13 protein-coding genes are annotated in these 13,779 nt (G+C 75.1%); 8 read left to right on the forward strand and 5 right to left on the reverse strand.

What is annotated here, in order from left to right:
* Nucleotides 1-24 precede the first annotated feature (24 nt).
* Nucleotides 25-924 (forward strand): Gfo/Idh/MocA family oxidoreductase, encoded by a 900-nt coding sequence (locus tag VR894_RS13350; RefSeq protein ID WP_324652286.1) that lies wholly within the window; start codon nt 25-27, stop codon nt 922-924.
* Between the two features lie 118 nt (nt 925-1,042).
* On the opposite strand, the gene VR894_RS13355 is transcribed toward VR894_RS13350, so the two are convergent.
* A complete protein-coding gene (locus VR894_RS13355; protein WP_324652288.1) occupies nt 1,043-2,032 on the reverse strand; it encodes a TIGR01777 family oxidoreductase in 990 nt (329 codons plus the stop codon).
* Nucleotides 2,033-2,135: 103 nt separating this feature from the next.
* Between VR894_RS13355 and VR894_RS13360 the strand changes: the two genes are divergently transcribed.
* Nucleotides 2,136-2,555, forward strand: coding sequence for a YccF domain-containing protein (locus VR894_RS13360; RefSeq protein WP_324652290.1), 420 nt, complete (start codon nt 2,136-2,138; stop codon nt 2,553-2,555).
* 190 nt (nt 2,556-2,745) lie between these two features.
* Entirely contained in the window at nt 2,746-3,999 is a 1,254-nt protein-coding gene (locus tag VR894_RS13365) for a cation:proton antiporter (RefSeq protein ID WP_324652292.1), read from the forward strand.
* Nucleotides 4,000-4,008: 9 nt separating this feature from the next.
* Here the strand turns inward: VR894_RS13365 and VR894_RS13370 are convergent, their stop codons facing one another.
* Both VR894_RS13370 and VR894_RS13375 read right to left on the reverse strand, forming a co-directional pair.
* Nucleotides 4,009-5,304: an endo-1,4-beta-xylanase gene (locus VR894_RS13370; protein ID WP_324652294.1), complete on the reverse strand. Its 1,296-nt coding sequence runs from the start codon at nt 5,302-5,304 to the stop codon at nt 4,009-4,011.
* A gap of 127 nt (nt 5,305-5,431) precedes the next feature.
* On the reverse strand, nt 5,432-6,169 hold the full coding sequence (locus VR894_RS13375) for a competence/damage-inducible protein A (RefSeq protein WP_324652296.1): 738 nt from the start codon (nt 6,167-6,169) through the stop codon (nt 5,432-5,434).
* A 130-nt stretch (nt 6,170-6,299) separates the two neighbouring features.
* Here VR894_RS13375 and VR894_RS13380 point away from each other — a divergent pair, with 130 nt between their 5' ends.
* Together VR894_RS13380 and VR894_RS13385 are read left to right on the forward strand one after the other, a co-directional pair.
* A complete protein-coding gene (locus VR894_RS13380; protein ID WP_324652297.1) occupies nt 6,300-7,055 on the forward strand; it encodes a 5-oxoprolinase subunit PxpA in 756 nt (251 codons plus the stop codon).
* A complete protein-coding gene (locus VR894_RS13385; RefSeq protein ID WP_324652299.1) occupies nt 7,052-8,731 on the forward strand; it encodes an urea amidolyase family protein in 1,680 nt (559 codons plus the stop codon). The genes VR894_RS13380 and VR894_RS13385 overlap by 4 nt, the downstream gene beginning before the upstream one ends.
* 34 nt (nt 8,732-8,765) lie before the next feature.
* Here VR894_RS13385 and VR894_RS13390 read toward each other — a convergent pair whose 3' ends face one another.
* Nucleotides 8,766-9,077, reverse strand: coding sequence for a hypothetical protein (locus tag VR894_RS13390; protein ID WP_324652300.1), 312 nt, complete (start codon nt 9,075-9,077; stop codon nt 8,766-8,768).
* Between the two features lie 256 nt (nt 9,078-9,333).
* Here VR894_RS13390 and VR894_RS13395 point away from each other — a divergent pair, with 256 nt between their 5' ends.
* Nucleotides 9,334-9,906 (forward strand): GNAT family N-acetyltransferase, encoded by a 573-nt coding sequence (locus tag VR894_RS13395; RefSeq protein ID WP_324652302.1) that lies wholly within the window; start codon nt 9,334-9,336, stop codon nt 9,904-9,906.
* A gap of 4 nt (nt 9,907-9,910) precedes the next feature.
* Here the strand turns inward: VR894_RS13395 and VR894_RS13400 are convergent, their stop codons facing one another.
* Nucleotides 9,911-11,287, reverse strand: coding sequence for a glutamyl-tRNA reductase (locus VR894_RS13400; protein WP_324652303.1), 1,377 nt, complete (start codon nt 11,285-11,287; stop codon nt 9,911-9,913).
* Between the two features lie 44 nt (nt 11,288-11,331).
* On the opposite strand from VR894_RS13400, the gene hemE reads away from it, so the two are divergent.
* Together hemE and VR894_RS13410 are read left to right on the forward strand one after the other, a co-directional pair.
* Nucleotides 11,332-12,381 carry a uroporphyrinogen decarboxylase gene (gene hemE, locus VR894_RS13405; protein WP_324652305.1) on the forward strand — a complete coding sequence of 350 codons (1,050 nt, stop codon included), beginning with the start codon at nt 11,332-11,334 and terminating at the stop codon, nt 12,379-12,381.
* Nucleotides 12,378-13,718 (forward strand): protoporphyrinogen/coproporphyrinogen oxidase, encoded by a 1,341-nt coding sequence (locus tag VR894_RS13410; protein ID WP_324652307.1) that lies wholly within the window; start codon nt 12,378-12,380, stop codon nt 13,716-13,718. Before hemE ends, VR894_RS13410 begins: the two co-directional genes overlap by 4 nt.
* The last annotated feature ends 61 nt before the right edge of the window (nt 13,719-13,779 follow it).

Here is a 13,779-nt window from a genome sequence, read left to right on the forward strand (position 1 = left end):
CGCCACCCGTCGCTGGAGGAGCACATGCGCGTCGCCACGATCGGCCTCGGTGACATCGCGAGGAAGGCCTACCTGCCCGTTCTCACCGCGACGCCCGGCGTCACACCGGTGCTCGTGTCCCGGCGCCGAGCGACGGTGGACGAGGTCGGTGAGCGCTACCGCGTCCCGGACCGCTTCACCTCGCTCGAGCAGGCCATCGACTCCGGCCTCGACGCCGCGACGGTCCACGCCCCGACGGAGGTCCACCCGCAGATCGTCTCCACCCTGCTGCGCGCGGGTGTCCCGGTGCTCGTCGACAAGCCGATCGCGTCGGAGTACCAGGTCGCCGCCGAGGTCGTCGCCCTCGCCCGTGATCTCGGCGTCTCGCTGGCGGTGGGCTTCAACCGGCGGTACGCCCCCGCGTACCGGGCGCTGGCCGACTGGCCGGACCGCGACGTCGTCACCCTGCAGAAGCACCGGGCCCACGAGCTGGGCCCCGCGAGGCCGATGGTCTACGACGACTTCATCCACGTCGTCGACGCCCTCCGGTTCCTCGTCCCCTCGCCGCTGGAGGACCTCACCGTCTCGGTCCGGCGCGACGCCGCCGGCCGCAGCCGCAGGCTCGCGGTGCGGTTCACGGGGGAGGGGCGCCTGGCGACCGGGGTGATGAGCTGGACCGCAGGCATGGCCCATGAGCTCCTCGACGTCGTCGGGGAGGACCGCCGGCGGCAGGTCGTGGACGTGGCCGACGTCGTGGACCTTCTCGGCGAGGAGCGGCTGGTCCGCCGCGACGGGTGGCGTCCCGCGACGGAGCTGCGGGGCTTCGAGGCGATGTGTGCGGACTTCCTCGCCGCCGTGCGCGAGGGGCGGCTCCTCGACGCCACCGACGCGCTCACCACGCACGCCGTGTGCGAGCGCGTCGTCCAGGCGGCCGAGGGCGACTAGTCGCGACCGGACGTCGCGCCCGCACGGCAGCGGTGGTGGTCAGCGGTCGGCTGTCGCGTGCCAGCGCCGCAGGACGTGGAGGCGGCCCGTGCTGTTCGGCAGCACGGCCGACCGACGGTCAGGCGGCGACCGCCTGGCGGGCGCGCTGCTCGCGGGCTCGGGCGACCAGGTCGGGTGCCGCGTCGTCCCACGTCGGGTACGCGAACGTGAAACCGGCGTCGAGCAGCCGCCCGGGCACCACACGGCGGCTCTTGAGCAGCAGCTCGGTGTCGGTGCGCAGGACGAGGGCACCGACCTCGGCCATCAGCCTGGTGGCGGGCAGGGCGAGGCGCCGGCCCCAGGCCCGGCGGAGCGTCCTCATGAAGTGCCGCTGCTCGATCGGGTCGGGAGCGGCGAGGACGACCGGACCCTCGAGGGCTTCACGCTCGAGGATGAACTCGACCGCCCTGACGACGTCCTCGCCGTGGATCCACGACACGTGCTGCCGCCCGCCGGCGACGGGGCCTCCCAGACCGAGGCGGGCCATCCACGACATGTAGTCGAAGACCCCGCCACGGTCGGGCGTCATCACCATGGCCGTGCGGAGCGCGACCCGACGGGTGGCCGGGACGTCCGCCGCGGTCTGGGCCTGCTCCCACCGGCGCGCGATCCGGACGCTGTACTCCCAGTACAGCGGCACGTCCGGCTCCTCGCCTCCGATGATGCCGGTCGCCTCGTCGTGCGGACGGTCGTCCGGGCGGCTGCGGGCGTCCGCGTAGATCGTCGCCGTGCTCATCTGCAGCCAGACGGCCGGGGGGCGTGCTGCCCGTGAGATCGCCTCACCGACCGCCCGCGTCGAGTCGACGCGGGAGGACATCATCTGCCGCAGGTTGGCATCCGTGTACCGGCAGCTGACCGACCTGCCCGCGAGGTTGATCACGGCGTCCGCACCGTCGACCTCCGCGGCCCACGCGCCGACGGTCCGTCCGTCCCAGACGACGTGCCGCACCCCCGGCTCGAGCTGTTCCCGTCGCCGGCTGAGCACGACGACGTCGTGGCCCCGCTGCACCAGGGCACGCCGCAGCACGCCACCGACCTGACCCGTCCCGCCCGGGATGACGATCTTCACGCGGCGAGCGTAGCGTCCGGCGCCCCCGTACGGGCCGACTCTCGCGCTCCCGCCGACGGGGCACCGTCACACGGCCCGAGCCCGGGCGGACTACCGTGGTCGGATGAGGACCATCGGGAACGTGCTCTGGCTGCTGCTCGCCGGCTGGTGGCTGGCGCTGCTGTACGTGGTCGCCGGCGTCATCGCCTGCGTCCTCATCATCACCATCCCGTTCGGCATCGCCTCCTTCCGGCTCGCCGGCTTCGTCCTGTGGCCGTTCGGACGCCGGGCGGAGTTCCGCCGCGACGCCGGCGTGCTGGCACTGATCGGCAACATCCTGTGGATCCTCGTGCTCGGGTGGGAGCTGGCACTCGCCCACGTCGTCGCCGGGCTGGTCCTGTGCGTGACGATCGTGGGGATCCCGCTGGGGGTCGCGTGCTGGAAGATGGTCCCGCTGGCACTGCTCCCGCTCGGTCAGCGGATCGTGCCGACCCGGGGCGGCACGCAGTACTCCGCCATCGCCGGGCCGGTCCGCCGCGGGTGACCCGCCGCCGACCGGCGCGGCCCGTCACGGTGTGAGCAGCACCCTCGTCGCCCGCCGCTCGTCCGTCGCCCGATAGTGGACACCCTGCACGCCTCCGTTCACGAGGGCGGCGCGCCGCACCGAGCTACTTCCGCTGCGGACTCCTGACGGCGTGGCTAGCGTGAGCCGTCGAGCCCGAGGAGGACAACAATTGACCGAGCTGCACCTGAGCTACGGCCTGATCGGCGCCGTGGCGGTCCTGCTGGCGCTGATGAGTCGCCGGATGCGTGACCTCCCGATCTCCGAGCCGCTGGTCGCCCTCGCGCTCGGCGTGCTGGTGGGCCCCTACGTCCTGGGGCTGGTGGACCTCAGCGACCCCCTCCGCGACGTCGCTCTGCTGGAGGGCAGCCGGCTCGTCGTCGCGATCTCGGTCATGGGCGCCGCGCTTCGCTTCCCAGCCAGTCAGCTGCGCACGGTCGCCCGACCCACCCTTGTGCTGCTCGCGGTCGTCATGCCGCTCTCGGCGGCGATCGCCGGCGCCTCCACTCTTCTCCTCGGGCTGCCGCTCGCCCTCGCCGCGCTCGTCGGCGCGTGCCTGTGTCCCACCGACCCCGTGCTCGCCGGGTCGATCGCGTCGGGTAAGCCCGCGGAGAAGGACATCCCCCAGCGCGTCCGGCACACGATCAGTACGGAGAGCGGCGTCAACGACGGGCTCGCGCTGCCCCTCGTGGGTGTCGCCCTCGCCGTCGTCCTGCCCGCGACCACGCCGGGGGCCGAGGCGGGCCGGCTCGCCTGGGAGGTCGCCGGCGCGCTGCTCATCGGTGGCGCAGCGGGCGCCCTGGCAGGGTGGGGTGTCCGCGCGGCGACCACGGACGGTGACCTCGAGCCGGCCCCGGACCTCATCCTCACCATGCTCCTCGCGGTCGCCGTCCTCGGGCTCGGGCGGGCAGCCTCCACCGACGGGATCCTCGGCGTCTTCGTCGCCGGGACGATCTACAACCTGCTGGTCACCGGCGAGGAGCGCGAGCCCCAGCAGGGCATCGACGAGGCCGTCAACCGGTACCTCTGCCTGCCGCTGTTCTTCCTGCTCGGCGTCGTCCTGCCGTGGGAGGACTGGTGGTCCTTCGGGGCCCTGGGCCTCGTCACGGTGCTCCTCGTCCTCCTGCTGCGCCGCCTTCCACTGGTGCTCGGTCTCGCGCGCGTCCTGGGCCTCCGTCCCCGGGAGGCCGTGTTCCTCGGCTGGTTCGGCCCGATGGGCGTCAGCTCGATCTTCTACATCGCGCACGCGATGGACAAGGGCGTCTCCGACCCGCGGTTCTTCGCCGCCGGGACGCTCGTCGTCGCCGCGAGCGTCCTCGCGTTCGGGGTGACGTCCGCGCCTGGCCGCCACCTGTACGCCCGGGTCAGCAGGAGGGACGAGGGCTCCGGCTCCGAGCGCGCCGCGGTCGGGTCGTCGGGCGGGTAGCTCGCGGCGTCAGGGCTGCTCGAGCGCGACCTCGGCGGTGACCTCGCCGGGTCGGTCGAGCCCGACGGCTCCCGCTCCGGCGGCGGCCGTGACCCGGTAGTCCCCGAGGAACCCGCGGACCTGGACGCGCCCCTGTCCGTCCGTGCGCGCCGTCGTCGCCGGTAGCCACCACTCCTCCTTGACGAGCTGCCGCAGCGCCTCGTAGGCGGGCTTGGAGGTCCCGTCGGCACGAACGAGGCCGGCGGGGGCACCTAGCCACGCGCCGTCGTCGGTGATGCCCCAGTACGTGATCGCCTCGACCGCGGGGTGGGAGACGAGGGTGCGGTAGTGCCGCACGACCTCGTCGGCCTGCCGCTCCTCGCCCTCGGGCGTCGAGGGCCAGGACGGCACCTGGTAGTCGTTGAGGTCGACGATCTCCGGCGGCATGAGGTCACCGGAGAGCAGGGTCGTCTCGGTGAGGTGGAGCGGCAGCCCGAAGCGCGCGAAGCGGTCGAGCATCGCGAGCGTGTTCTCCTCGCCCCAGTAGCCCTGGTGCATGTGCGTCTGGAGGCCGAGGGCGTCGATCCGGACACCGGCCGCCAGGACGTCCTCGATGAGGCGCTCGTAGTCGGCGGAGAGGTCGAAGTCGTTGAGCAGGAGGGTGGCGGACGGGTTCGCTGCGCGGGCCTCCTCGACGGCCAGCCGGACCGTCGGGACCCGTCCCTGCTCCCGGCACAGCCGGGTGATCGCGTTCTCGTGCTCCTCGTTGGCGAAGACGTGCATGATGACGACCTCGTTGATCGCGTCCCACGTGTCCACCACGCCGGCGAAGTCGCTCACCTCCCGCCGGATCCGCGCGCGGAGCACCTCGGCGACCTCGGGCGTCGGCAGCCCGCGCAGCCAGTCGGGCGCCAGGGTGTGCCACGCGAGCGGGTGGCCCTTGACGGTGCACCCCCGGTCCTGGAACCACTGCGCGGTGCGCAGCAGCCGCTCGGTGTCGGGGCGTCCACGCTCGGGCTCGAAGCCCGCCCAGTAGAACGGCAGCGTCGCGGTGTTGAAGAGGTCGAGCCAGAGCGCCGCGAGGTGCTCACCTTGGTCGGGCGAGGCGCCACCGAAGGGGCTGTCCGGACGCGCCGTCGTCTCGCCGTTGGCGAGCGGGATGAGATCGAACCCGATGTTGCCGAAGGCGAACCGGTGCCGGGTCTGCTCGACCGTGACCTCGGTGTCGACCAGGGGGCGCCCGTCGGCACCGACGACGGTGAGCTCGGCCTCGGCGGTGCGGTGCGGCTGCGGCCGGGTCGCTGGGTTCGCGACGCGTGCGGGCATGGGGTCTCCAGTCGGGGTCGGTGTGGAGGTGGCGGGAGTGGTCCGGCCCGACCGTACCGGGCCGGCGGTGCGTGGCGCGTCGACACCGCGTCCGGCGAACCACGGCCTCGGACGGCAGCGCCCGCTGCTACGTGCGGTTCGCGAGCGACGTCCTGAGCGACTCGAGGCGCGCCACCGCGTCGGCGAGCAGGGCGGGCATCGTCCCCCTGACGACGACGTTCGTGCCGCGCACCTCCCCGTCACGGAAGGGGTAGGAACCGAACGTCAGCTGGGGCATGTCGGCGACGAGCTGCCGCAGCTGGGAGGCGATGCGTCCCTCACCGACCTCGAAGCGCACCTCCCGGGACAGCACCGGGACCCCGGCGGTGAGGGTGGGCAGGACGGCGTCGAGCATGGCGACGAAGATGCTCGGCACGCCCGCCATGACGTGCACGTTCCCGATGCTGAACCCCGGCGCCCCGGAGACACCGTTGACGATGAGGCTCGCGCCGTCGGGGATGCGCGCCATCCGCAGCTGGTCGGCCGTGGGGGTGGCGCCGCGCGCGGCGAGGGCCTCCTCGAGGAGGGCGCGCGCGTCGGCGCGGACGTCGATGCCGACGCCGAGTGCCGCGGCGACCGCGTCCGCCGTGATGTCGTCGTGGGTGGGACCGATGCCACCGGAGGTGAACACGTACGTGTACCGCTCCCTCAGCGCGTTGAGCGCCTCGACGATGACGTCGTGGTCGTCGGGGACGACGCGGATCTCGGAGAGGTCGATCCCGACGCGGGTGAGCTCACCGGCGAGGTGGTAGGCGTTGGCCTCCCGGGTGCGTCCGGAGAGGATCTCGTCGCCGATGACGAGAATGGCGGCAGTGGGGTTGGACATGTGCCCAGGGTGCCTTCCCGCGGGAAGCACCGCACGGCCGGCACGCGCGGTGCGGCGGCGACCCGGCGTCGGGCCCTGGCGATATCCTGCCGGCGCGGCCGTTGCCGGTCGCGTCCGAAGGGAGCCGTGCGTGCCGATCGACCTCAACGCCGACGTCGGTGAGTCCTTCGGCCCGTGGTCGATGGGCGACGACGCCGCCATCCTCCGCGTCGTCTCCAGCGCCAACGTGGCGTGCGGCTTCCACGCCGGGGACCCGTCCACCGCCCGCCGCACCTGCGCCCTCGCGGCGCAGGCAGGTGTCAGCGTGGGGGCCCACGTCTCCTACCGCGACCTCGCCGGGTTCGGGCGCCGGTTCATCGACGTGGACCCCGCCGAGCTCGTGGACGAGGTGGTGTACCAGATCGGTGCCCTCCAGGCGGTCGCCTCCGCGGCCGGGACGACCGTCAGCCACGTCAAGCCGCACGGCGCGCTGTACAACGCGATCGCCCACCACCGGGACCAGGCGCGCGCCGTCGTCACGGCCGTCAGGACCGTCGACCCGGACCTGCCGATCCTCCTCCTGCCCGGCACCGTCGTCGAGGCGGAGGCGCAGGCGGCGGGGCTGCGCCCGGTCGTCGAGGCCTTCGCGGACCGTGCGTACCAGCCCGACGGCACCCTGGTCCCGCGCTCGCGACCGGGCTCCGTGCTCACCGACCCCGACGCCGTCGCCCGGAGGGTCGTCCGGCTCGCCACCGAGTCCGTCGTCGAGGCGGTCGACGGATCGCTCGTCACCGTGGCGGCCGAGAGCGTGTGCGTGCACGGGGACACGCCCGGCGCCGTCGCCATCGCCACCGCCGTCCGGGCGGCGCTCGACGACGCGGGCGTCACGGTGGCCGGCTTCCGGTGAGCGGCCCGCCCGGCGTCCGCACCGTCCACCTCATGGGGGAGCGGGGGCTGCTCGTCGAGTGCGGGGACCTCGCTGAGGTGCTCGGCCTGCATGCCGAGCTCACCGCGCACCCGCTCCCGGGACAGGTCGAGGTGCTGGCGGCCGCCCGCACCGTCCTCGTCCGGGCCGCCGACCGCCGGGCACGCGACAGGCTGGTCCCGCGGCTGCGCGCCGTGCCCGCCGCGGCCGCCGCCCGCAGCGAGGGAGCCGAGCTCACCCTCGACACCGTCTACGACGGCGCGGACCTCACTGCCGTCGCCGACCTCACCGGGACGAGCCCGGAAGCCGTCGTCGCCGCGCACACGGGGCAACGCTGGACGGCGGCGTTCGGTGGGTTCGCGCCCGGCTTCACCTACCTCGTCGGTGAGGACCCCACCGTGGAGGTGCCACGCCGGCCGAGTCCCCGCACGAGCGTCCCGCGGGGCGCGGTCGGCCTCGCCGGCCCGTTCTCCGCCGTCTACCCACGGTCGTCCCCCGGCGGGTGGCAGCTCATCGGGCGCACCGACGCCCCGATGTGGGACCTGGAGCGAGTCCCGCCCGCGCTGCTGCGTCCGGGCGACACCGTGCGCTTCCGTGCGGTGCGTGAGCTCGTCAGCGGACGCACGCCCGGCGGCCCGCCGGGGGACGCGACGGCCCGCGCCCGGAGGCGCGGGGCGGACCACCGTCACCCTGCCCCTGCCGGGGGGCTGAGGGACGCAACGCGCGGCCTCGTCACGGACCAGAGCCGTCCCGGCTCCGCTCCGCCGCTCCACCCGCCGACCGCCGCGCTGCGGGTGGTCAGCCCCGGGAGCCTCAGCCTGGTCCAGGACCTCGGACGTCCGGGACTGCTCGACCTCGGCGTCAGCCCGTCCGGCGCCGCGGACCGCGGCTCGGCGGCCCAGGCCAACCGGCTGGTCGGCAACGACCGGTCGGCGGCCGTCGTCGAGACGGTCCTCGGCGGTCTCGAGCTGGAGGCGGTCGGCGACCACGTGGTCGCGGTGTCCGGGGCACCGGTTCCACTGGCCGTCCTGCGCGACGACGTCGAGGTCGCCCACCCGTCCGGCGACGTCCCGTTCGCACTCCCGGACGGTCATCGGCTCCGCCTCGACCACCCCCGGCGGGGCCTGCGGGCCTACGTCGCGGTGCGCGGCGGGCTGGCGGTCCCGGCTGTGCTCGGCAGCAGATCGACGGACGTGCTCTCGAGGATCGGGCCGGAGCCGCTGAACCCCGGCACCGTCCTGCCGGTCGGCCCGCCGCCACCCTCCGCCGTCGCCCTCGGCGAGCCTGCGCGGGTGCACCCGACGGACCCGGTGAGCGTCGCCGTGGTGCTCGGGCCCCGCGCCGACTGGGTCACGCCCGACTCCCTGGAGGCGTTCCTCACCCGGGGGTGGACGGTCACCGACCGCTCCAACCGGGTGGGGGTCCGCCTCGCCGGCGAGCCGATGCAGCGGGCGGCCGACGCCGAGCTGCCGAGCGAGCCGACGGTCGCGGGGGCCGTCCAGGTCCCCACCGACGGTCTGCCCGTCGTCTTCCTCGCCGACCACCCCGTGACCGGCGGGTACCCCGTCATCGCCGTCGTCACCGGCGCCGGCCTCGACCTCCTGGCCCAGGTGCGACCGGGGCAGGACGTGCGCTTCCACGTCGACGACGGAGGGTGAGTGCCGCAGCCCGCGCCCCGTCCGGCCCGGGCACTCAGGCGAACAGCAGCAGGCACAGGAGTGTGCCTGCGACACCGAGCCACACCCAGCCCGGGAGGCGCCACAGCCGCCGTGGCGGCCGGCCCTCGATCTCCTGCCACGCGCGGGCGACGAGCGGCCACGTGGCCGCGAGGGCGGCGCCGCCGAGGAGCGGGCCCCAGCCCGCCGCGACGGCGCGGACGACCAGGGCGATCACGAGCACCGACGCGCCGGGGACGACGGCGGCGACGACGAAGGTCGCCAGCATCGACAGCGCACTGGTGCGCTCGGACCGGGGCTGCTCGGGGGCATCGGAACGGGTTGTCACTCTCACACACTCCATCTGTGTCCAGCTGCAGGAGGACCGCGGGCGCCGACGTGTGCGCAGGCATATGGAGTGGGCCTGGCGAAGGTCGAGGTGGCGTCCTCGCCGGTCCACCCCGAGTCTCTCACCTCCCGGCGCCGGAACCAGGTCCGGCACGGCCGTGTCGCCGGTGGTGCCGACCACCCGTGCGGCACCGCGCCGGCCGCCGACGCGACGCGACCCCCTGGTCCCGCGCACCGGGAGCGAGCACGATGGCTCCATGTCGATCGACGTTCGCCCCGCCGTGGTCTTCGACGACGTCGCGACCATGGTCGGGCCCAGGCGCCCGGACGCGAACGTGTGCTGGTGCCTGTCCTACCGCCTGCCGTCCCAGGAGCACCTGGCGCTGCGCGGTACCGCCCGCGGCGACCGGGTGCGCGAGCTGGTCGCGCAGCACCCACCCCCCGGCGTGCTCGCGTACGACGGCGAGGACGTCGTGGGCTGGGCGGCGTGCCACCCGCGGGCAGCGACGAGCTTCGCCCGCAACCGCCGGATCCCGCACGTCGACGACCTCGACGTGTGGTCGGTGTGGTGCTTCCGTGTCCGGCCGGGGCACCGCGGCACGGGTATCGTCCACCACCTCCTCGAGGGGGCCGTCGAGCTCGCCCGGGCCGACGGCGCCCCCGCCGTCGAGGGCTACCCGGTCGACAACGCGGGGCAGAAGGTCGACCTCACCATGGCCTACGTCGGCACCCGCCACGTCTTCGAGGCAGCCGGCTTCACCAAGGCGGCGGACACGACGTCCGTGCTCAACGGCTTCCCGCGGGTCCTCATGCGCCTCGACCTGAGGTGAGGACTCAGCCGGGCCGCCCGCCCGCGGTGTCGGCCCGGACGCCGGCCAGGGCGTCTGGCGTACCGCGCTGGGCGTGCCGCGCCGTCGCACCGCTGACGAGGGCCAGGGCCTCGACGAACTCCTGGCCGCGCCCCTCCCTGCCCGCGGTGCGCGCGGCGACGGTCGGCTCGTGGAGCAGCTTGGCGGCGAGCCGGCGGAGCGCCTGCGCCGCCTGCTCGGCGTCGACCACGCCCGACATCGGCAGCCGCGCGAGCTCCGCCTCGAGCGCCGTGCCGACGTGGTCGCGCATCCCGACGACGACGTCGTCCATCGCCCGCTCCGCCCGCCTGCCGAGGAACTCGTCCAGCTCCTCGCCGACGATCTCCTGGGCGCGGTGCACCTGGCCGTCGGTCGCCGCCGGCGCGTGGCTGCGGACCGTCTCGAGGTCGAGGACGACGACGCCGGGGAGACCGGCGACGTCGGGGGAGACGTCGCGCCGCAGGGCGAGGTCGGCGATGACGAGCGGCGCCGCGTCGCGGGGGCGCTGCGCGAGCGCGGCGGACGTCGTCGGGACGTCGACGACCGGGGCACCGGTTCCCCGGCAGGAGACCACGAGGTCGGCGGACGCGAGGCCCGGGACCAGCCCGTCGACCGGGAGCGCCGCGACGTCGTGCCGGGCGGCGAACTCCTCGGCGCGCCCCGAGGAGGACCACACCGCGATGTCACCGCACGCGCGGCGCCGGAGGGCGGCGACCGTCGCGCCGGCGTAGGCCCCCGTACCGAGGACGACGGCGCGCGCCCCGGCCCAGGTGCCCGTCGGCAGGTGCGGCCCGTCGGCGCCGTGCCAGGCCGGGGTCTCCCGGCGGCACCCTGCGCGCGCCGCACGAGCCGAGGCGAGGTCGAGGGCGACGGAGACGATCGACCGCCCGGCGGCGGCGAGGTCGGTGGACACCGCGATGCGGCGGGACGCCCGCGAGGCGCGCTGGAAGACGTCCTCGAGGAGCGGGGAGGTGGTCCCCGCCCGACGGGCCGCCTGCAGCGCGCGCCGCAGCTGACCGGCGACCTCCCGCTCGCCGACGACCATGGAGTCGAGCCCGGCGGCCACCTCGAAGACGTGCTGGACCACCTCCTGCCCCACGGCGTGGGAGGTGAGAGATTCGACATGGTCGCGCGAGGTCCCGGACACGTCGGCGAGGGTGTCGCGGGCGGCGGCGATCGCCTGCTCGACGCTGTGCGCGTCGAGGTAGATCTCCACCCGGTTGCACGTCGACAGGACGACGACGCCCTGGACGGCCGGGTGCGCGGACAGCCGCGGACCCGCAGCCTCGGCACCCGCCGAGAGCCTGGTGAGGTCGGGGAGCGCGACGTCGTGGTGGTCGGCTGCGAGGATTGCGAGCGGCACCCCAGCAGGCTAGCCGGGCGGTGGATGTTTGACACAATGCTTCGGTGCCTTCATCTGATGATCTTCGCCTCACCCTCCCGCCCCTCCTCAGCGCCTACTCCGGGACGCGCCCGGACCGCCTGCCCGTGTGGTTCATGCGGCAGGCCGGCCGGTCCCTGCCGGAGTACCGGGAGGTCCGCAAGGGCACGCAGATGCTCGAGTCGTGCCTGCGTCCGGAGCTCGCCGCGGAGATCACCTGCCAGCCGGTGCGCCGCCACGGCGTGGACGCGGCGATCTTCTTCTCCGACATCGTCATCCCGCTGCGGCTCGCAGGCGTCGATGTCGAGATCGTCCAGGGGGTGGGCCCGGTCATCGGGACACCGGTGCGCACGGCGGCGGACGTGGACCGGCTCACCGCCCTGCCCGGTGGTGACCTGTCCGCCATCAGGGAGGCCGTCCGGCTCGCCGTCGCCGAGCTCGACGCGCGACCCGAGCCGGTCCCGCTCATCGGCTTCGGCGGCGCCCCGTTCACCCTGGCCGCCTACCTGGTCGAGGGCCGGCCCTCGCGCGACCACCTCGCCGCCCGGGCGATGATGCACGCCGACCCGGCCGCGTGGGACCGGCTGATGACGTGGGCTGCAGACCGCACCGCCGAGTTCCTCCTCGCCCAGATCGACGCCGGGGCGCGCGCCGTCCAGCTGTTCGACTCCTGGGCGGGCTCGCTCTCGGTGAGCGACTACACCGAGCATGCCGCGCCGTACGCAGCGCGCGTGCTCGCCGCAGTCGAGGGCAGGGTCCCGCGGGTGCACTTCGGGACCGGGACCTCGGAGATCCTCACCGTCATGCGTGACGCCGGCGCCGAGGTCGTCGGCGTCGACCACCGGATCGGGCTGGACGAGGCGACCCGCCGCCTCGGTGCCGGCACCGTGGTCCAGGGCAACATCGACCCGGCGCTGCTCACCGCGCCGTGGGAGGTGCTCGAGCGGCACGTCGAGGACGTCATCGCGCGGGGCCGCTCGGCCGCCGCGCACGTCCTCAACCTCGGGCACGGCGTCCCGCCGACGACGGACCCGGGCGTGCTCACGCGGATCGTCGAGCTCGCGCACTCACGATGAGCGACGTGGTCGACGTCGTCGTCGTCGGTGGCGGGATCGGCGGCCTCACGGCCGCCTGGGAGCTGGCCCGCGCCGGCAGACGGGTGACCCTCCTCGAGGCGTCGGACGACCTCGGGGGGCTTGTGCGTCCCCTCGACATCGGCGGCGTCGTCGTCAACCGAGGGCCGGAGGCGTTCGCCGTCCGCCGGCCCGCCCTCGTCGACCTCTGCGCCGACCTCGCCGTCCCGACAGAGCTGCCCGCACACGGTTCCTGGCTGCTGACGCCCGAGCGCGGCGCGTTCCCCTCGCCGGCCCGCGCCATGCTCGGGATCCCCGCCGACCCAGTCGCTCCCGACGTCGTCGCCGCCGTGGGAGAGCAGGCCGCGAGCCGCGCCGCCCAGGACGCGGCGCTCGACCCCGACGTCGGGTCCGACGCCCCCGACCTCGCCGCGTTCGTCGCGGCGCGCATGGGCACCGGGCTGCTCGACCGGCTCGTGCGTCCCCTCGTCTCCGCGATCCACGGCGCCGACCCCTCCGTGCTCCCCGTGGACAGCGTCATGCCGGGCCTGCGCGCCGCCCTGCGCCGCACCGGGTCGCTCTCCGCTGCCGTCGCGGCGACCCTCCCCGAGGGACCCGCCGTCGCCTCGGTCACCGGCGGCATGCACCGGCTCGCCGACGCCCTCGCGGTGGCCGCCCGCGCGGCCGGAGCCACGCTCGTCACCCGCGCGCCCGCCGCCGCGCTCGAGCGAGGCGAGCACGCCCGGTGGCGCGTGGTCGCCGGGTCGGCCGTGGTCGAGGCCGACGACGTCGTAGTCGCGACGTCCGGCGCCACGACGCTCGCCCTCATCGCCCCCCACGTCGACACCCGCGCCGTCCGGCCCGCGCCCGGGGCGCCGACGACGCACGTCACCCTGCTCCTCGACGCCCCGGAGCTGGACGGTGCCCCGCGTGGCAGCGGGATCATCGCCGCCGACGGTGTGCCCGGGGCCAAGGCCCTCACCCACGTGACCGCGAAGTGGCGCTGGGCGCAGCGGGCTGCCGGGCCCGGTCGTCACGTCGTCCGCCTGTCCTACGGCCGCCCGGGCGACGAGCCGCCGCACCCCGGCAAGGCGGAGGCCGTCGGCGACGCCGCGCGGCTGCTCGGGACCGACCTGCGGCCGGACCAGCTGCGCGACGCCGTCGTGGTCCGCCACGACGGGGCGCTGGCGCCCGCGGACCCGGACGTGCGCGACGCCGTCCTCGCGCTCGCCGAGGTCATGGGGGAGCAGGGGCTCCACCTCGCCGGCGCACTGGTGGCGGGGACGGGCCTGCCGGCGATCGTCACCCGGTCGCGGTCGATCGCCGCGGCGCTGGGGTAGCCCGTGCGGGAACTCCGGTGCCCTGACGGGCAGACTGCTGCGGGGCATCTCACGACGGGTG

Origin of the sequence: Georgenia sp. H159 (genome assembly GCF_035607575.1) — a bacterium.
Taxonomy (GTDB): Bacteria; Actinomycetota; Actinomycetes; order Actinomycetales; family Actinomycetaceae; genus Oceanitalea.